General features: G+C 36.3%; 17 protein-coding genes and 2 tRNA genes. 15 read left to right on the forward strand and 4 right to left on the reverse strand.

The window, feature by feature from the left end; translation table 11 throughout:
- Window positions 1-27 precede the first annotated feature (27 nt).
- Both ACZZZK_RS16415 and ACZZZK_RS16420 read right to left on the reverse strand, forming a co-directional pair.
- Window positions 28-633 carry a transposase gene (locus tag ACZZZK_RS16415; RefSeq protein ID WP_463485073.1) on the reverse strand — a complete coding sequence of 202 codons (606 nt, stop codon included), beginning with the start codon at window positions 631-633 and terminating at the stop codon, window positions 28-30.
- Window positions 634-701: 68 nt separating this feature from the next.
- Window positions 702-3053 (reverse strand): efflux RND transporter permease subunit, encoded by a 2352-nt coding sequence (locus tag ACZZZK_RS16420; RefSeq protein WP_463485074.1) that lies wholly within the window; start codon window positions 3051-3053, stop codon window positions 702-704.
- A gap of 121 nt (window positions 3054-3174) precedes the next feature.
- Between ACZZZK_RS16420 and recO the strand changes: the two genes are divergently transcribed.
- The 7 genes from recO to ACZZZK_RS16455 all read left to right on the forward strand — a co-directional run bounded on the left by recO (window position 3175) and on the right by ACZZZK_RS16455 (window position 7592).
- Window positions 3175-3900 carry a DNA repair protein RecO gene (gene recO, locus ACZZZK_RS16425; protein WP_463485075.1) on the forward strand — a complete coding sequence of 242 codons (726 nt, stop codon included), beginning with the start codon at window positions 3175-3177 and terminating at the stop codon, window positions 3898-3900.
- Window positions 3901-4307: 407 nt separating this feature from the next.
- Window positions 4308-4382: transfer RNA gene (locus tag ACZZZK_RS16430), tRNA-Val, on the forward strand.
- Window positions 4383-4431: 49 nt separating this feature from the next.
- A tRNA-Val gene (locus ACZZZK_RS16435) sits at window positions 4432-4506 on the forward strand.
- 182 nt (window positions 4507-4688) lie between these two features.
- On the forward strand, window positions 4689-4964 hold the full coding sequence (locus ACZZZK_RS16440; protein ID WP_463485076.1) for a GIY-YIG nuclease family protein: 276 nt from the start codon (window positions 4689-4691) through the stop codon (window positions 4962-4964).
- A gap of 104 nt (window positions 4965-5068) precedes the next feature.
- Window positions 5069-5980 carry a UbiA prenyltransferase family protein gene (locus ACZZZK_RS16445; protein ID WP_463485077.1) on the forward strand — a complete coding sequence of 304 codons (912 nt, stop codon included), beginning with the start codon at window positions 5069-5071 and terminating at the stop codon, window positions 5978-5980.
- Window positions 5981-6001: 21 nt separating this feature from the next.
- On the forward strand, window positions 6002-6628 hold the full coding sequence (locus ACZZZK_RS16450; protein WP_463485078.1) for a class I SAM-dependent methyltransferase: 627 nt from the start codon (window positions 6002-6004) through the stop codon (window positions 6626-6628).
- Between the two features lie 67 nt (window positions 6629-6695).
- Window positions 6696-7592: an NAD(P)/FAD-dependent oxidoreductase gene (locus ACZZZK_RS16455; protein WP_463485079.1), complete on the forward strand. Its 897-nt coding sequence runs from the start codon at window positions 6696-6698 to the stop codon at window positions 7590-7592.
- Between the two features lie 13 nt (window positions 7593-7605).
- Here the strand turns inward: ACZZZK_RS16455 and ACZZZK_RS16460 are convergent, their stop codons facing one another.
- Both ACZZZK_RS16460 and ACZZZK_RS16465 read right to left on the reverse strand, forming a co-directional pair.
- Window positions 7606-7770 carry a hypothetical protein gene (locus ACZZZK_RS16460; RefSeq protein WP_463485080.1) on the reverse strand — a complete coding sequence of 55 codons (165 nt, stop codon included), beginning with the start codon at window positions 7768-7770 and terminating at the stop codon, window positions 7606-7608.
- Window positions 7771-7961: 191 nt separating this feature from the next.
- Window positions 7962-9395, reverse strand: a complete 1434-nt coding sequence (locus tag ACZZZK_RS16465; protein ID WP_056848456.1) for an amino acid permease — start codon at window positions 9393-9395, stop codon at window positions 7962-7964.
- Between the two features lie 502 nt (window positions 9396-9897).
- On the opposite strand from ACZZZK_RS16465, the gene ACZZZK_RS16470 reads away from it, so the two are divergent.
- The 8 genes from ACZZZK_RS16470 to ACZZZK_RS16505 all read left to right on the forward strand — a co-directional run bounded on the left by ACZZZK_RS16470 (window position 9898) and on the right by ACZZZK_RS16505 (window position 19900).
- On the forward strand, window positions 9898-10233 hold the full coding sequence (locus ACZZZK_RS16470; RefSeq protein ID WP_056848457.1) for a PadR family transcriptional regulator: 336 nt from the start codon (window positions 9898-9900) through the stop codon (window positions 10231-10233).
- Window positions 10234-10247: 14 nt separating this feature from the next.
- On the forward strand, window positions 10248-11984 hold the full coding sequence (locus tag ACZZZK_RS16475) for a PspC domain-containing protein (RefSeq protein WP_463485081.1): 1737 nt from the start codon (window positions 10248-10250) through the stop codon (window positions 11982-11984).
- A gap of 45 nt (window positions 11985-12029) precedes the next feature.
- Window positions 12030-14477: an outer membrane beta-barrel protein gene (locus ACZZZK_RS16480; protein WP_463485082.1), complete on the forward strand. Its 2448-nt coding sequence runs from the start codon at window positions 12030-12032 to the stop codon at window positions 14475-14477.
- Between the two features lie 111 nt (window positions 14478-14588).
- Window positions 14589-14954: a hypothetical protein gene (locus ACZZZK_RS16485; protein ID WP_463485083.1), complete on the forward strand. Its 366-nt coding sequence runs from the start codon at window positions 14589-14591 to the stop codon at window positions 14952-14954.
- A 92-nt stretch (window positions 14955-15046) separates the two neighbouring features.
- Window positions 15047-15709, forward strand: coding sequence for a GDSL-type esterase/lipase family protein (locus ACZZZK_RS16490; RefSeq protein ID WP_463485084.1), 663 nt, complete (start codon window positions 15047-15049; stop codon window positions 15707-15709).
- A 52-nt stretch (window positions 15710-15761) separates the two neighbouring features.
- The gene (locus ACZZZK_RS16495) at window positions 15762-18086 is read left to right on the forward strand and encodes a TonB-dependent receptor (protein WP_463485085.1); all 2325 of its coding nucleotides are present in this window, start codon (window positions 15762-15764) and stop codon (window positions 18084-18086) included.
- A gap of 4 nt (window positions 18087-18090) precedes the next feature.
- Window positions 18091-18891: a DUF4249 domain-containing protein gene (locus ACZZZK_RS16500; protein ID WP_463485086.1), complete on the forward strand. Its 801-nt coding sequence runs from the start codon at window positions 18091-18093 to the stop codon at window positions 18889-18891.
- Between the two features lie 49 nt (window positions 18892-18940).
- Window positions 18941-19900, forward strand: a complete 960-nt coding sequence (locus tag ACZZZK_RS16505) for a 2-hydroxyacid dehydrogenase (protein ID WP_463485087.1) — start codon at window positions 18941-18943, stop codon at window positions 19898-19900.
- Window positions 19901-20098: the final 198 nt, after the last annotated feature.

Consider the following 20098-nt stretch of genomic DNA (forward strand, 5'->3'; position numbering starts at 1 on the left):
CGGGATAAACCTATAGAGTTTAAAACCTTATAGGTTTGGAAAATCAAATTCAGTAAATTTTTCTTTTTGATGAAAAGCTACAAATTCTTCAATCCCGCCGAACCAATCGAAAACTGCTTTTCTTTCTAACTTTGAAGATTTGTTTATTGAGATAATTGAATTATAAGATGAATAGTCCCATTCTGCTGGGAATTTACAAAAATTATGATGCACAGGGTTTTGATGAATGTAATTTATTAATCTAGTGAAGTACGATTCATCTTTAATTTTAATTCTTTTAGTAAAATCTAAGAAAAGTGCACCTTTTCTATTGCTCTCCTTATTAAATGCTTTGGCGTAACTGTTGAGGAAATTACTCAGTTTTTGCATGATAAACTTATGAAAATCAAAGCTTTCATCATAGTTGTTTGCTGAAATTCTTATTGTATTTTCGTCTCTGATTTGAATGAGGAGGTGAAAATGATTGGGCATCAAGCAATAACAAAAAGTTTTTGCTATCGGCGATAAATAATTATCGAGCCTCGAAAGGAAAAAAATATAATTATCGTGATTTTTGAAAAGATTTTCTTTGCCAACAGCGTGATTAAAGATGTGGTAAAAATTGTCGGGATGAAATTTATCTAAATATTTCATGTCAATTTTTACCTCAATATAGTAAATAAACCTTATAGGTTTTAAAAACCTATAAGGTTTGAAATTTCCTAATGGTCAAACTCATCAGCATTTTTCGCCGATTCTTCATCAGAAATTACTTTTCTAACTTTCTTTTTGTCCAGCCACAACACCAAAGCAGGTAATAAGGTAAGGTTAAAAATCAAGGCTACAAATAATGTTATTGAAAGCAGTAACCCCAAAACTACTGTGCCGCCAAAGGTGGAGGCCGTAAAAATGCCGAATCCAAAGAACAGAATCAACGCAATGTGTGTCATGCTTACCCCAGTTTCAGTAATTGTATTGGTAATTACTTTCGGAACAGAGTAGTTAGTCAAGTTTAGTTCTTGCTGGTAACGAGTTAGGAAATATATGGTTTGATCTGATGCCAATCCAAAAGCAATGGTGAAAATTAAAATGGTTGAGGGTTTAAGGGAAATCCCAAAATAGCCCATAATTCCAGCGGTAATAATCAATGGAACGATATTCGGTAGCAAAGAAATAAACATAATGCCAACACTTTTGAATTGCGCTAGACGTAAAAGTGAGATCAATACAATTGCCAGGCCAATGCTTTCAAATAAATGTTTCAACATGTAATCCGTTCCCTTAGAAAAGATAATGCTCGAACCCGTTAATTCCACATCAAACTTATCGGGAGGTAAAATGCTATCAATACGTGGTTTTAGTTCAGCCATTATTGCATCTAAACGTTTGGACCCCACATCTGCCATCTGAAAACTAATCCTGGTACTTTGATTGCCTTTGCTCACGAAATTGGTTAATAAGCTTGCGTTTCCTTTTCCTCCGCTGGCAATGTATGCGAGAATAAAGTTTTTCTCCATATTATCCGGCAAACGGAAAAATGCAGTATCGTTGTTGTAAAAAGCTTGTGTAGCATATTTTAGCCCCATATTAACTGAAATCGAACGCGAAAATTCTGGATAGGCAGCAATCATTTTCTCCATTTTTTCCATTCTTTTCAAATTCGTCAGGTTGAAAACACCATTCTTTTTCTTGGTGTCTACGCTCACTTCAAGTGGCAAAATCCCCTCAAAATTTTTCTCAAAGAATTTTAAATCGCTTAAAATTGTTGAGCTTTTCGGTAAGTCATCTACAACATATCCATTCACATTAATTTTCATCACTCCTATAATAGCAATAATGGAGATTACAATCGTGCCGATATAAATTAAGCTGCTTTTATGTTGAACAACCTGATCTGTTTTAACCAGTAATTTATGTAGAAAACCTTCTTCAACATGGTTTTGGGCTTTCAGTTTTGGCGCAGGCAAATAGCTGAAAATAATCGGAATTAAGGATAGACACATCAACCAGGTAATCATTACATTTATCGATGCAACGCTACCAAACTGCATCAGTAATTCGCTTCCTGTAAAGTATAACACGCCAAAACCAATGGCGGCAGTAATATTGGCAATGAGTGTGGTAACCGCAATCCTTTCAATGGTAACGCTTAATGCCTGTTCTTTTGAAATACCTTTTCTTAATTCATTTTGATACTTGTTAAGCAGCAAAATACTGTTTGGTATTCCGATAATTACAATCAGCGGCGGAATTAATCCTGTTAAAATCGTTAACTCGAAGCCGAATAATACCAAAGTACCAATGCTCCAAATTACGCCCATTACTACCACTAAGATTGGAAAGAAAACAGCGTAGAATTTCCTAAAAAAAATCAGTAGAATAATGGCAGATACTAAAATCGATAGCCCCAAAAACAAAACAAACTCATTACTAACCAATTTGCTAACGGCGGTACGGATGTAAGGTAAGCCCGAAATATGTACCTGAATTTTAGTTTTTGATTCAAAAGCTTTAGCTTTTTCTTCAATCTGTTTTAGAATGGGGTTTCGTTCAGCAGAGTTTAATATTTTGGTATCAAAGGTAATTGCCATTAAGGTGGCATTCTGTTTATTATAAACCAATCCTTCGAAAAATGGCGTATTAAACAAGGCCTTTTTTATCGAGTCCATTTCCGAATCGGTTTTTACCGCACCATTTGGAAGAGCTTTTAAAACAAACTTTTGCGCAACGGTATCTTTCTCTAATTGGAATATCCGTCCGGAAGATAAAACTGCTTTTATACCTTTTAATTTCTGGATTTCATTGGAGAGTTGAACCCATTGATTGTAAACATCTTTCTTAAATATGTTGGGCGATTGGATCCCAACCACCATTACGCTTCCGTCTTCTCCGAAAGTTTTTTTGAAGTTATTGTATTTTATAAATGCGCTATCAGTAACAGGCAAAATTTTGCTTCCCGTATAGGAAAGTTTTACATTTTTGGCTTGGTAGGCCATAAAAACTGTACCCAATACGAAAAATATTATGATTGCAATACGGTTCTGAAGAATAAACCTTGATAGCTTAACCCACATGTGTTATCTAGTTTAATTTTAATGATAAGGGCAAAACTAATCTTATTTACAAATTGGAGTGTTTTTTTGCTCAATTTATTTTGCACAAATAACATACTTTTGAAAAAAATGTTTGGGCAGCATGTTGCATAAAGTGAGGGGTATAGTTTTAAAGACGACCAATTACAGCGAAAGCAGTGTAATTGTACAAGTGCTAACCGATAAATTTGGTATGCAATCTTACCTTATAAACGGTGTTAAAAAGCCAAAAGCTAAGGTTAAAATGAATATGTTGCAATCCCTTCATTTGCTTGATATGGTTGTCTATCATAAGGCAAACACCAATATTCAACGGGTTTCGGAAGTGAGGCAGACACCAGTTTTTAAAAGTATTCCTTATGATATTATTAAAACCAGCATTGTTATTTTTCTAAATGAAGTGCTTTACAAAAGTATCCGACAGCAATCGGCTGATGAAAACTTGTTTGATTATATTTTTAACGCTATAGCCTGGTTTGATGAAGCTGAAGAAATAAATCCAAATTTCCACTTGTCCTTTCTTTTGAAATTAACCCGGTTTTTAGGCTTTTCGCCAAATGCAAAGCGGAGAAATGATCAGCTTTATTTCGATTTACAGGAAGGGGAGTTCGTTTCTAGGGTGCCCATTCATGCAAATTATCTTCAGTTAGAAGACGCATTAGGGTTTGTTCTATTATTTGAAACCTCACTAGAAAAAATTTCAGAGATCAAGATGAGCAACAATCAGCGGCGGTTTCTACTGGATAAGATATTGGTTTTCTATACCTTACATACTTCTTCTTTTGGCGAAGTACAATCGCATAAAATATTGGAAACTTTGTTGAGCTGAAAAAAAATAAAAAAGATTTGCGAAACAATATTATAGCACTATATTTGCATTCCCAAAAGGAAAGGGAAATTAGCTCAGCTGGTTCAGAGCATCCCGACGTGATCAGTCGGGAGGGTCGGGGACTACAAAGGTTGACAAATTGAAATAAAGAGAAATTAGCTCAGCTGGTTCAGAGCATCCCGACGTTATCAGTCGGGAGGGTCGGGGACTACAAAGGTTGACAAATTGAAATAAAGGGAAATTAGCTCAGCTGGTTCAGAGCATCCCGACATTATCAGTCGGGAGGGTCGGGGACTACAAAGGTTGACAAATTGAAATAAAGGGAAATTAGCTCAGCTGGTTCAGAGCATCCCGACGTTATCAGTCGGGAGGGTCGGGGACTACAAAGGTTGACAAATTGAAATAAAGGGAAATTAGCTCAGCTGGTTCAGAGCACCTCGTTTACACCGAGGGGGTCGGGGGTTCGAACCCCTCATTTCCCACACCTACTTTCAAGGATTTGAAAGATTAATAATAAAGCCTTTTTTCAAAGGGAAATTAGCTCAGCTGGTTCAGAGCACCTCGTTTACACCGAGGGGGTCGGGGGTTCGAACCCCTCATTTCCCACACTAAGCCTTTCAGGAAACTGAGAGGCTTTTTTATTTAATGAAACTGGGTAAGCTGGTTCAGAGCATCCCGACATTATCATTCGGGAAGGTCGGGGGTTCGAACCCCTCATTTCCCACACTAAGCCTTTCAGGAAACTGAGAGGCTTTTTTGATTAGTTGAGATTTTGCATACCTTTAAAAATGTTCTCAACATATATATTGTATTCGAAAATTCGTGATAAATACTATGTTGGCTCAACTAGTAATATCGAATCTAGATTAAAAACACATAATTCAAATCACTCTGGTTTTACTGGTCACACAGGTGACTGGAAGATTGTTTGGACGCGAAGTTTCAATTTCAAGAGCGATGCCTTTAAGATGGAAAAGCAAATTAAATCTTGGAAAAGCAAAAAGCTGATAGAAAAATTAATTTTTTCAACTGAATTAAGGCAATTAGATCAATCTGGAATTTAAGAAACCATCACTAAGCCTTTCAGGAAAATGAGAGGCTTTTTTTATGGATTTTATATTTTAAGTCAATATTATATCCGAAATTGCCACATGCAAAATGAAAGCTGATGTCAACTAAAATAATCCGCTTTATCTTTTTCGGAAACTATTTCGTCGGCATTCTTGCTGTAGCGTTAACATTGGAAGCCACTTTTCAATTGAGGCTGCCCTTTAATTCATTAAATTATTATCTGCTATTATTTCTAGCTCCAACTATTTATTATACATATGCTTATAATAAAGTTTCCACTCAACCGTCAACTACAAACCCAAGAACACAGTGGTACTTTGAACACAAAAAACTAATCAATATCAGTCAGTTATTGCTTTTTGTACTCTGCGTTATTTTGGCGGTAAATTTACTTTATCAAAATTCACAACATTTTTTAACACTTCCGGCGATCTATTGGGCCGCTATTATAACTGTTGTGGTGGCTGCTGCACTCTATTATGGCCTATTGCCAAAGTCTTTTTTGCAATTTAATCTTCGAAACACTGGTTGGTTAAAGGCATTTGTTATTGGATTTGTTTGGGCGTGTTGTGCAAATGTGCTCCCGCTCATTATGCTCAAAATAGAAACTGGTATTGATTATCATGATTCTGTGCTATGGACTTGGCTTTTCGTTAAAAATTGGATGTTTTGTACTGTTAACGCCATTATATTTGATATCAAAGATTATCCTACCGATGCCAATAAGCATTTAAGAACTTTTGTGGTGCGTTACGGCTTGCGTAAAACGATTTTTAGTATTTTAATTCCCCTATTGTTGGTTGGCTTAATTTCTCTTGGAGTTTTTGCCAGTTACAAAGATTTTGGCCTTCCTCAGGTGCTGTGCAACGTTTTTCCATTTTTGCTAACCATTTATGTGGCATATTCTATGCACAAGCGTAAAAATATTCTTTACTATTTAATGGTGATAGATGGATTAATTTTAATCAAAGCACTTTGCGGCATATTGGGAATGCAATTTGTGCATTAATTATTTTTGTAGCCAATTACAATGATCAATAACTACGATAGAATTGCAAAATATTACGATTTCTTAAGCCGGCTGGTATTTGGAAAATCACAGGTCAAGGCTCAAATAAATCAGCTCAAATATATTACCCCAAATAGTAGGCTTTTAATTGTTGGCGGCGGCACTGGATGGATTTTAGAAGAAATAGCAAAACGCCAGCAATCAGGTTTGAAAATTACCTATGTCGAGATATCTTCAGAAATGATCACGCTTTCCAAAGCTAGAAAATGTGGCGATAACGATGTGGTATTTGTGCATTCTGGCGTTGAAGAGTTTAGTGCCGATGGATATTTCGATGTCATCATGACCCCATTTTTATTCGATAATTTTTCGCCAGAAAGATGCAGTGAAGTTTTTAGAAAACTGAATTCAGCTATTAAGGATAACGGCTTATGGCTGATGGCCGACTTTGTAACTCAATCCACTAATGGCAAATGGTGGCAGCAACTTTTTCTAAAAACGATGTATACGTTTTTTAGTGTAATTAGCAATGTGGAGGCAAAGAAACTAGTAGATATGAATACCTATTTTGAAAACCACCAATATGAGATAATCGAACAACGCTTTTACTACGGCCATTTTATTAAAGCTATGGTTTATAAAAAATGACAAATATTTAATGCAACAATATTGCATTTATGTTTATTTATTTTCATTTTTGATCAAAATAAAAGATATGGATTATGATGTAATTATTATCGGAGGTAGTTATGCAGGCTTGTCGGCTGCACTTACTTTAGGACGGGCAACCAGAAAGGTTTTGGTAATTGATGGTGGCAAACCTTGCAATAAACAGACGCCGCATTCACATAATTTTCTTACCCACGATGGGCAAACTCCTGCTCAAATCAGTTCGATAGCTAAGGCTGAAGTCCTTAAATATCCAACCGTAGAATTTTTAGATGGGGAGGTGTTGGTAGCTAAAAAAATTGAGAATGTGTTTCAGATTGAACTTAAGAACGGTAATCGTTTTACTGCCCGGAAATTACTTTTGGCAACCGGTTTAAAAGATAACTTACCTGATATTACAGGTTTAAAAGAATGCTGGGCAATTTCGGTTATTCATTGCCCATATTGCCATGGTTTTGAAGTTAAAGATGAAAAAATAGGCTTATTCATGAATGGAGATCATGCTTTTGAAATGGCAAAAAATTTAAACCTTTGGAATAAAGACCTCACCATATTAACCAATGGAAAATCAGCGTTGACTCTTGAGCAAACCGATAAGCTACTGTCAAAATCAATTAAAATTGTTGAAGATGAAATTGACGAATTGGAACATACTGATGGAATCTTAGAAACTGTAAGGTTTAAAAACGGGAATGAGCTGAAATTGAAAGCCATCTATATGAGGCCAGAGGTGGATCAGCATATAAATTTTGATCAACAATTGGGCTTTGAGCTAACAGAACTGAAAACAGTAAAAATTGATGAGCAACAGCAAACAACTGTTAAGGGTGTTTATGCCGCAGGAGATTGTACAACCTTGTTTAGGTCGCTTTCTGTAATAACAGCAAGTGGAACTTTGGCTGCTGTAATGATAAATAAAGAATTGATTGCTGAAGATTTTTAAGAATCATCAGAAACTAGAATAAAATAGCACCAAGAGCTGTAAAAATAAACATGGCTGCCATTACTATTCTGTCGGCAGTAACCCACTGTTGTTTTGTTAGCGGAGTTGCCACTTTTTCAATGGTTTCAGCTTTATGTCTGCTGAGTTTAAAAACGGAAGTGTCTAATTTAAGTATCATAGGAAAATATTTTAAATAGGTATTTTTTCTATTTCAAATCCTAAGCCACGATTTATATATTTTAATAAATTGTGGATAACTTCTTATTATTTGTTAGCTACTTCCGATTTTAGCTGCGAATTGTCAAGATATTGTTTTACAATCAATTACAATTGTAGATAAAAAGCAACAAACCATAATTAGGTTGTGTGTTATTTTGCCCGTATTTTGCTATGCTTTTTTCCGTAAAAGAAATAAATAGCTAAACCAATTCCTAACCAAACGATAAGCCGAATCCAGGTGTCGGCGGGTAAAAATATCATCATCGCTACGCATGTTAAAATACCTAAAATAGGAATTAGTGGTACCAAAGGAACCCTAAAAGGGCGTTTCGCTTCCGGATCAGTTTTCCGTAAGATTAGAATACCTACACAAACCATCAAAAATGCAAGCAATGTTCCGATACTTGTCATTTCGCCCACCACATTCATCGGTACAAATGCGGCGAAAAGGGATATGAAAATACATAAAATGATGTTTGATTTCCACGGGGTTTTAAATTTCGAGTGAACATCAGAAAACATTTTGGGTAACAAACCATCTTTACTAATGGAATAAAACATCCGCGATTGCGCCATTAAATCAATTAGAATAACCGAAGTGTAACCGATTAAAATCGCCAATATTATCGCCTGACTTAACCAGCCATAAGGTGTTTTTTCGATGGCTATGGCCACTGGTGCGCCACTGTTGGCAAATTCCTTGTAGTTGGCTAAGCCTGTCATTACATGTCCGAATAAACCAAATAAAACTGTACAGACTAACAGCGAACCAATAATGCCTATCGGTAAATCTCTTCCTGGGTTTTTAGTTTCTTGGGCCGAAGCTGCTACTGCATCAAAGCCAATAAAAACGAAGAAAACCAATCCTGCCCCTCGTAAAATTCCGCTCCATCCAAATTGCCCAAAAGTGCCTGTATTTTCTGGGATGTATGGATGATAATTTGCAGGATCGATATATTGCCAGCCTAACGCAATGAAAACCAAAACCACGCCCACCTTTAAAAATACGATGATTCCATTTACAATTGCCGATCCTTTGGTACCTCTGATCAAAATTGCAGTCATTAAAACCACCACTAGTGCAGCAGGGATATTTATAATTCCATTAACCGTAGATCCATCGGCAAGTTTAGCCGTCTCGAAAGGCGAGAGGGTAAGCTGTGGCGGCAAATAAATTCCTAAACTGCCCAAAAAGCGGGTTAAATATTGAGACCAGCTAATGGCTACCGTTGCACAACCAACTGAATATTCGAGCACTAAATCCCAGCCAATAATCCAGGCAAAAAGCTCGCCCATCGTAGCATAAGAGTAGGTGTAGGCGCTACCGGCAACAGGTATCATAGACGCAAACTCTGCATAACACAAAGCTGCAAAACCACAACCTAAAGCTGCAATTACAAAAGAAAGGGTAACCGCCGGACCAGAATGATTGGCTGCTGCCAAACCTGTAATAGAAAATAGTCCGGCACCAAGTGTTAGACCTACGCCTATAAGTATTAAGTTAATCGGACCTAAGGTTCTTTTAAGTGAGCCCTCTCCACTTTCGTTTGCCTCTGCAACAATGCTGGCAATAGATTTTTTCATGAACAAAGTTAATATGCCACAAAATTATTAAAATATATTAAATCTACCTTGTTTATAGTGATTGTTTGTCTTTATTATTGGATTTGATAGACAGCCTTGGTTTAGTTGTAAATGAAATATTGTAGAAAGAATGATCGATTTAAGATTTCTACCGTAATGGAAATGACGACTTATTATTGCAGAGAAGATTTTTGATGCTAGGTTTTTTTGATGAAGTTGTATCGGCTTTTCTTGCACGAACCTAACCAAACTAAACCCGATAGAGCCAAATAGCTCCCAGTTTTTCTTCCAAAATTGGGACTATAAGGATAGCGGGACTGCTAAAACCGAAGAATTACTGTCATTGCTTTCCATAAAATTTAGTGATTTCACATCAATATTAAAAACTTATAAATTATTAAAAAAAATTAAAGTGCTTTAAATCAACTAATTAAATTTATATTTATATTTATTTTAGTACTATGTATTGCATAGTACAATATAAAACATATATCTTTGTATTATGATAGCAGAAAATACGCAAACACAAATGCGGAAGGGAATTCTGGAATACTGTGTTTTATCAATCATCTCACGTGGCGAAATTTACGCTTCGGATATTATTGCCGAATTAAGGACGGCAAAACTATTGGTAGTTGAGGGCACATTATATCCATTATTAACCAGGCTTAAAAACAATGGTTTGTTAAGCTACAACTGGGTAGAATCTACCTCAGGCCCGCCCCGTAAATATTATACCTTAACCCAAGTTGGTAAGGATATTTTATCACAATTAGATCAAACCTGGCAAGAGTTGGCTTATGCTGTAGGTGTTTCACAAAAAGGAGCCAATTCATAAATAGTAAAAAAGAAATGGAAAAGACCATCATCATAAATATTGGGAATACGATTATTCATATTGAAGAAAGTGCCTACGAACTCTTAAAGGTTTATTTAAACGAAGTGAAGCAACATTTCGTTAACCACGCTGACGATTTAGAAATTGTAACGGATATCGAAAATCGAATTGCAGAGTTATTAACAGAGCAATTGGAAGAACAGAAAAAACAAGTGGTTAGCTCGGTTGATGTAAATGCAGTGATTACCCAAATGGGTCGTGTACAGGATTTTGATACGGTAGAAGAAAACGACGAAGAGCCGGTTGCGAATACCAATTATCAGTTTCAGGCTGAGAAAAAGTTATACCGCGATATGGATGAACGGGTGATTGCAGGGGTGTGTGCAGGTATTGCGCACTATGTAAATACCGACGCAAAATGGATTCGTGTAGCGGCTTTGCTTACATTGTTTTTAGGTGGCGCAGGCTTTTTGATTTATGCAATCCTTTGGATTATTATGCCAAAAGCAAAATCACGTATCGAGCGTATGGAAATGAAAGGCGAACCAGCCAACTTGCAAGGTTTTCAAAAGAATTTGGATGAGGAATTGCTAGCCGTTAAACAAGGTTTAGCAATTGCTGGTAAGCACACCGGGTCGATATTTGGACAAATTGGCATTTTTATCGGTGAATTTTTCGATTGGTTTGGGCGATTTATTTCTGGAACAGGAAAAATTATTTTTAAGGTTGTAGCAGGTTTTATTGTACTATTTGGAGTCGTATTCTTGCTATCGTTAATTGTAGGTTTTGCCGCATTTCAAGGATTTTGGGATTCGAGTGTATACGAATATTTTCCATTCTCTATTGTAGATGAAAGCAATAGAGGCGTAATCTTATTTAGCGCTTTTATCGTATTTTTTGTACCCATTTTAGCTTTGGTATTGTTTTCTATCCGTGTGGCTTTTAACAAACAGGCTATTAATAAAACACTTTCTTTCGCTTTGTTAATTATTTGGCTGGTTGGTGTAGCAATGGCTGGTTACCACGCAGCTAAAATTTCTTCAGAATTTAAACAGCATGCAGAATTGGCGCAAACTGCCGATTTAAAATCTTATAAAACCTATATAATTGATATTGATAGAAGCAAATATTTTAGTAAGGAAGATAGTGTGACTTACCGTATTGATGCAAACCAAAGAAGACAAATTGTTACCGAAGATTTTGAGAACGGACCTTTTGTAATGCCAAATAACATCCGTATTGATATTGAAAAAAGTGCAACGTTGGCTACCCGCTTAACGCAGAAATATGAATCTCAAGGGAAAACTTTTCAAAGTGCTTTACAAAATGCGCAGAATATCGATTATAAATATGTTTTAAAAGACTCTAATCTTGTTTTCAATCCTCGTTTTCAATTAAGAAAAGGAACCATTTGGAGAAACCAAGAGGTTCGACTAAAACTAGAGATTCCGGTGGGTACAAAGGTGATTCTAAAAGAAGATACTTACCGATACTTAAACAATTATGGAACCTGGGATTGTGGCGAAATTGAAAATGATAAAAACGATTACAGCACATGGAAGATGACCGAAGATGGTTTGAAATGTGTTGCACAATTGAAAGAGGAAGCTATAAAAAATAAAAAGTTGAAGAAGGAACTGATCGATCTGGAATTTGCGCAGAAAGATAGAACTGCAGATAGCCTTTATCAAGATTCAATATCGAACAGGATCAAAGAAGTTAAAGAAGAGCTTGGCCTAAACAATAATTAAACCATCAGCGTTTCAAATCGCCTCAAAAGGCATTAAGAAAAAATCATGAAAAAGTTACTAGTGCTAATGGCATGCCTAATGGTGTGTGGGGTTTCCTTTGCCCAAAATTTCTATATAATAACAGGGAAAATTGTTGATGAAAAAGAGACAGCTTTACCTTTTGCCATCATTAGAGTAATGAACTTTGCAGATACAAGTGTGGTAAAAAGCATTTCCAGCAATCAAGATGGAGATTACGAAATCACCCAGTTAAGGAGTGGAAGTTATCTTTTGTCAGTTTCTATTGTAGGCTATAAAAGTTTAAAAACGGATCGAATTTTATTAACAGCTGATCTAAAAATGCCCAGTATTAAATTGGAAGGTTTAACCAAGCAATTGAAAGAAGTAAGTATTTCAGGTAAAAAACCATTTATTGAGCATCAAATTGATAAAACAGTTTTAAACGTAGAAAATAGTATCACCGCAACTGACGGGACAGCCCTGGACGTTTTGGAGAAAGCACCAGGCGTGCAAATTGATAGGCAAAGTGAACAAATTAAGCTCAACAATAATTCGGGAGTTTTGATTATGATAGATGGAAAAACCAATTTCTTATCAGGGGCAGATGTTACCGCATTGTTGAGCAATATGAGTGCGGAACAAATCTCTACCATAGAATTGATCACCAATCCTTCATCAAAGTATGATGCTGCCGGAAACGCAGGAATTATTAACATCAAACTAAAGAGAAACAAAGCTTATGGTACAAACGGAACAATTTCTTTTAATGGCGGACAAGCATTAATGCCCAATTCGCCAACTGATTTATACCGTGCCGGAGTGAATTTGAATTTAAATCATAGGCAAGGAAAATGGAATGTTTTTGGCAACGGCGCCATGGCCAGAAAATCCAACTTCAATAATATATTCTTAAATCGTACCACTTTAGCCAATGGTTTGGCCAGTTCGCTCACTCAAAATTTCGATCGCAAGAATAAGGGTTTAGGTTTTCAAGGCAAATTGGGTACGGATTATTATGCATCAGAGAAAACTGTTTTCGGCGTAATGCTGGATGCCAATACGGTTAAAACCAAGCTTACCAATTTTAGTAATACAAATATCAATGCAATGCAAAATGGAATATCCACTTTAAGTGCTATTCTGCAAGATGCTTATTCTACTTCGCCAGCCAGCAATTTAACGGCAAATTTTAATATTAAGCACGATTTCGATAAAAATGGGAAGAGCTTAACTTTCGATGCAGATTACTCAGGCTTTAGCAATGAAAAGGAAGAGAACTTTTTGGCTAACTATTTAAATGCCAGTGGAAACTCGGACAATAAAACAACTTTGCGTAATACTACTGATGCAAAAATTAATGTTTACGCCGCTAAAACTGACTTAACGCTTCCACTTTCTAAAACAATGAAAATTGAAACTGGCTTGAAAAGTAGTTATGTGGTAACCAATAATGATTTTTTATCTGAACAATTTTCATCAGGCGTTTGGCAAAATGATTTAGGGAAATCGAACAATTTCGTTTACAAAGAAAATATCAATGCAGCTTATGCCAACTTCTCTAAAGAGTGGAAGGTATGGCAAATTCAGCTTGGTTTAAGAGCCGAACATACACACTCGAACGGAAATTCGATTACGGATAATAAAGAGGTTGACAGAAATTACCTTTCCTTGTTTCCTACTGCATTTGTTAACCAAAAAATCAGCGAAAAGCATAATATTCGTTATTCCTACAGCCGCAGGGTAGATCGTCCTAATTATCAACAGCTCAACCCATTTGTTTTTTATATGGACCCATTAGCTTTGGATCAGGGAAATCCATATTTGAAACCACAATTTACAAATAGCTTCGAAATTAATTATAGCTATAAGGAAGCTTCCTTAACATTGGGTTACTCAGATACACGAGATATGATTACCCAAATTAGTCAGCAAAATGATGAAACCAGGGTGATCAGTGTGATCAGGCAAAACTTAGGTCGTTTCCAGAATTTTTCTGCTGGTGTATATGTACCGATTAAGATTGCTAAATGGTGGAACATGCAAAATAACGCCAGCGTTTATTATAGCAAATTTGAAGATGGCAATCTAGAAGGCGGAGCATACAGCGCAGGCCAGGCAGCAGTAAATTTATACAGCTCCAGTTCTTTTACATTACCCCAAAACTTCAGCATAGAAATTAATTTTTGGTTAAATACGCCGCGTGTTTCTGGTGTAGAGCGAACCACAGTTACGCAATATGCCTTTAACGCTGGGATTCAGAAAAGCATGCTCAATAAAAAACTTAAGCTTAGATTAAATATGGACGATATATTTCTGACGAATTACTGGGCAGGCAGCTTGATTTATCAGAATGTAAACATGACCGTTACCAATCGTTACACCAGCAGAAGAGCGAATTTTAGCATTAGCTATGGTTTCGGAAACCAAAATGTGAAGTCGGCCAGATCAAGAAATACGGCTACCGAGGATATTAAAAACAGAGCTGGTTCTTAGATTGGAGCTTGGAGTTGAGAGTTTGGAGCCCAAAGTAGAAAGTCCACAGTCTTGAGTCTTGCCTGGATTAGCAATTGAACAATTATTAATCAGTAATTAAAACAAATCAACATGAAAATATTATTATACATTACTTCAATTTTATTGGCATCTTTTAGCTTAGGCTGCAAAACGAAGGACGGAAATTTATCCCTGAAAACTGTAGATACCAATACAGGATTTAAGTTTACAGCAAAATTTGATGAAGCTAAAACCCGCCAATTAAACGAATATTTAGACAGTGCATTAAACAATAAACTACCACTCGAGCAAAATATCGATTTGTTAGTGAATTTGAATGGAGAGGATAAATTCAATTTAAAAGCTAACTCTGGATGGCTCGAAATTAACTTCGATAAAAGAAATACCTCTATGGCTGGGTATGTGAAAGTTAAAAAGCTGACAGAAGGAATCCAGGAAATAATGACCAAGAAATAGCTAATTAATCACGTGGCCAGTCAGTCACAGTCTTTTTATATAAATTTCATTTGATGATTGTTATATTGTGCAATTGAACAATGACGATTGATATGAAAAAAATATTTTTTACACTACTGCTCTCACAACTGGTTTTACTTACTGCGTTCAGCCAATCGAAGCCTCCATTTTGGGATGATGTACAGACAATTAAAAAGTACGATAAAATGTTTCAACCGCCGGTTAACCCGGTTTTGTTTGTAGGCAGTTCATCAATTAGAAAATGGGATGATTTAACACAGGTTTTTGCAAAATACAACGCTTTGAACCGTGGTATTGGCGGCGCAGTAACCAACGACATTACTTACTATTTAAACGATATCGTTTTCCCTTACCATCCACGCCAAATTGTATTGTATGTTGGTGAAAATGATCTTCCAGACCCCAAAACTACTGCAGATAGCGTACTCAACAGAACCATAAAATTATTTAACTCCATCAGAGCCAAATTGCCAAACGTGCCCATCGTTTATATCTCGATAAAACCAAGTCCGAGTAGAGATAAATTTAGAGAAAAGGCCGTTGCTTCCAATACACTGATCAAAAAATTTATAAGCGAACAGGTTGATGCCAAATATGTAGATATCTATCCTTTAATGCTTACCAGGGATGGGGAAAACCGTCCTGAATTGTTTGTGGGCGATATGTTGCACATGAATGCTGCGGGTTACGCCATTTGGAAAAAGGCTGTTGAAAAGCATTTGATAAAAAGATAGACGGTTCAAATTCGTACATTTGAAAACATCTTAAAAATCAGATCAGTTAAACATGCCGTTAAAACCGTATTTGCTCATTTTCTTCCTTAGTTTTTTTAGTTTAACCCTTTTCGCACAAAATAAATTTACTTTAAGTGGCACTATTCGCGATGCGAGTTCTGGCGAAACACTTATCGGCGCTACGGTTAAAATTACTGGTGCAACTTCAGCAGGTACGCTAACCAATAATTACGGTTATTTTGCCCTTACTCAACCAGAAGGAATTTATACCGTAACAATAAGCTACACGGGGTTTGCAAGTGTTATAAAAACTATCAATCTGAATAAGGATACAAAAGTTAACGAAGAATTAAAGGATGCAAATGATTTAGCCGAAGTTACGGTGAGTGCCAATAACCGTAAAAATGAAAACGTAAAAAGCGCACAAATGGGTTTAGAGCGTATTGATATGAAATCGTTAAACTCTATTCCTGTTTTATTGGGTGAGAAGGACGTTTTGAAAACTATTCAACTTTTGCCTGGTGTAAAATCCGGAGGCGAAGGAAATACGGGTTTTTATGTTCGTGGAGGTGCTGCCGATCAAAATTTAATTATTTTAGATGAGGCTGTGGTTTACAATTCATCGCACTTATTGGGCTTCTTCTCCACGTTTAACGCCGATGCCATTAAAGATGTAAGTCTATACAAAGGCGGTATGCCAGCGCAATATGGGGGTAGGTTATCGTCGGTTTTAGATGTTAAAATGGACGATGGGAATAACAAGGAATTTAAGTTTCAGGGTGGAATTGGGTTGATCGCTTCGCGATTGAAAGCAGAAGGGCCGATTGTAAAAGATAAAGGTTCATTTATGGTGAGCTTTCGACGAACTTATATTGATTTGTTTTTAAGGGCTTCGCCAGATTCTTCAATAAATGGCAGTACTTTGAATTTCTACGATATCAATGCCAAAGCCAACTACAAAATCAACGATAAAAACACCATTTATATCTCAGGTTATTTTGGTAAAGATAATATTGGGGTTAAAGATCTTTTTGAGAATAACTGGGGAAATGTAACCACAACAATCCGTTTAAATCATATTTTTAATGATCGTTTATTTTCTAATACCTCATTAATTTACAATAACTACAATTATACGGTGAGGTTGTTAAATGATGTAACCAATTTCAAGGCGACCTCATTAGTGCGGGATTTCAACTTTAAAGAGGATTTTCAATATTTCAGCAACAAGCACACTTTGCGTTTTGGATTAAATGCCACGCACCACCGCATTTCTCCAATTGACATTACCACCAGTCAGAAATCGCAGGTTAATCCGCTTACGCAAGAAAAACGCTATGGTTTAGAAAGTGCCGTATATGTTTCTGATGAATGGGCGGTAACCGAAAAACTGAATTTATTATACGGATTAAGATTGGCTGCATTTTCATTATTAGGGCCGGGTAATTTCGGTAGTTACGATCCTGATGGCAATATTTTATCATCAGATAAAGTAGAAAGCGGTAAGTTTTATAAGAATTACTTAAATCTCGAGCCGCGTTTTTCGTTGAGCTATTTGTTCAATGAAGAAAATTCTGTTAAAGCTTCTTATAACAGAAATACGCAGAATATCCACATTTTAACCAATGCTACCTCGAGCTCGCCAACAGATCAATATGTTTTGAGTAGCAATAACATTAAACCAGAAATTGCAGATCAGGTTGCTGTTGGTTATTTCAGAAATTTTGCTGAAAATAACTATGAATTCTCTGGCGAAGTGTATTACAAATGGATGCAAAATCAAATTGATTACAGAGATGCTGCTGAACTGTTGGGCAATTCAAACGTAGAATCAGAACTTTTATATGGAACGGGCAGGGCTTATGGCTTGGAATTGTTCTTTAAAAAGAAGTTTGGGAAATTGAATGGTTGGGTGGGCTACACATTATCAAGAACAGAAAGAAAGTTTGCAGAATTGAACAATGGCAATTATTTCCCATCCAGGCAAGATCGTACCCACGATGTATCGTTTGTGGGGATTTATAATTTAAATAAACGCTGGACTTTTTCTTCGAGCTTAATTTACAGCACAGGAAATGCGGTGACTTATCCGGCAGGGAAATACAATGTCGGCGGCCAAACCGTATATTATTACACCCAAAGAAATGCCGGTAGAATGCCCTACAATATGCGGTTAGATTTAAGCGCAACGCTTGAAGGTAGAAATAAAGGCAGATTTCAATCGAGCTGGAATTTTGGCGTGTATAATGCCTTGGGTAGAAAAAATCCTTATTCTGTCGAATTTATTAACGATCCGACTGATCCAAGTAAAACTGTGGCCGAACAAACCTCATTATTCGGTATTATTCCATCGGTAACCTGGAACTTTAAATTTTAAAACCATGAAAAAATTTATTCTATATATAGCTGTTTTAAGTTTTTGCCTTACTTCCTGTAAAAAGATTATTGAAGTGGATACCAATAACGCAGCAGCGCAAATTGTAATCGAAGGCAATATTACCGATCAGCTCATTGATCAGCAGATCGTGATTAGTAAAACTGTTGGCTATGATGAGAAGGGCATTTATCCGAAAGTATCTGGCGCCATTGTTATGGTAACTGATGATAAAGGAAGCAGATATACCTTTATGGAAAAAACGCCAGGCGTTTATGTACAGGCGATGCGTGGCATTTCTGGTAATACCTATAGCTTAAATGTAAGTGTAGAAGGTAAAACTTATACCGCAATTTCTAAAATGCCAAATCGGGTAAAATTGGATTCGATAGGCGTAGTTAGCAATTCTTTCTTTGGCAATGAACGTAAAACTGCAGCCGCCTATTTAGTTGATCCTGTTAACGAAACTAATTTTTACCACTTCAATTTATACGTAAATAATCTATTTTCAAGGAGAGTATATGTAAATAATGATCGCTTGACTAATGGAAATAAATTGCGCATCCAGCTTTTTTACGAATCGGATGATGATGACGATGATGGATTGAAATCTGGAGATAAAATTAGCGTAGAGGCCGAAAGTATTGATTCTAATATTTTTGATTATTGGTATACCTTAAGCCAGCAATCTGGCCGTGGGCCAAATCAAGGCACTACACCTGCTAATCCACCGTCAAATATTTCGAACAATGCTTTAGGATATTTCAGCGCACACACCTATCAAAAGCTGAGCATTGAGGTTAAATAACTAATATTTTTTTGCTAAAACACCCATAATTATTTGCTGTTTCAAGAGTATGAAAGTATTTATAAGTGGATACATTGCGTCTGTTGCTTTGCAGCAATTGGAAGATCATCATATACAAATTACCCAGTGGAAAGAAACACGACAAATTACACCTGAAGAGCTAATAGAAGCCTGTAAGGATCAAGATGCGTTTATAAGTGTTGGTCCGAATAAAATTAATGCTGATTTTTTAAATGCCAGTAAACATTTAAAAGTAGTCGCACTTCATTCGGTGGGTTTTGATCAGGTTGATGTAGAAACTGCCAAAAAATTAAATATTCCTGTTGGAAACACACCTGGCGTTTTAAGTGCCGCAACAGCCGAAACTGCTTTTTTATTGATGATAGCGGTATCGAGAAAAGCTTTCTTTTCGTACAGAAAAATTATAGATGGCAAGTGGGAGAAATACGAGCCTGCAACGGAACTGGGTATTGAAATTAGCGGGAAAACGCTTGGTGTTTTTGGTTTAGGTAAAATTGGTTTGGAAATGGCAAAGAAATGCAAAGCTGCATACGGCATGCAGGTAATTTACCATAACCGATCTAGAAACGAGGATGCCGAAAACGAGCTTGATGCCAAATATGTTTCATTCGATGAACTTTTGGACCAAAGTGATGTATTGACCGTTCATACTGCCTTGACTGCGGAAACTAAAGGTAAATTTTCGATTGATGTATTCAAGAAAATGAAGCCGAATGCTATTTTTATTAATACAGCTCGGGGCGGCATCCATAATGAAAAAGACTTAATCCAAGCTTTGGAAGAAAAGATTATTTGGGGTGCAGGTTTGGATGTTACCAATCCGGAGCCAATGGATAAAAATAATCCTTTATTATTTATGGAAAGTGTTGCCGTTTTACCCCATATTGGCTCTGCTACCGAAGAAACCAGAGCGGCCATGGCGGAGTTAATTGTAGAAAACATTTTGGCTGGCTTAAAGGGAGAGCAAATTCCTTATCCAATTTATTAGTATTTGTTTTTACTTAAAAGAGTTTTTTGGAAGAGATCTCTCCGCAGTGAAATAATGCGTTCGAGATAATGCCGGTTGGTATTGATTTTTTGGAGAATCATTCTTATCCTTCAAATAATACTTTATTTTAAAGTTATTTTGTATTGATCGCCGTCATTTCGAAATGAGCTTTTCGCGATTGAGAAATCTACTTGATAT

It is taken from the genome of Pedobacter sp. AC163 (assembly GCF_979258665.1).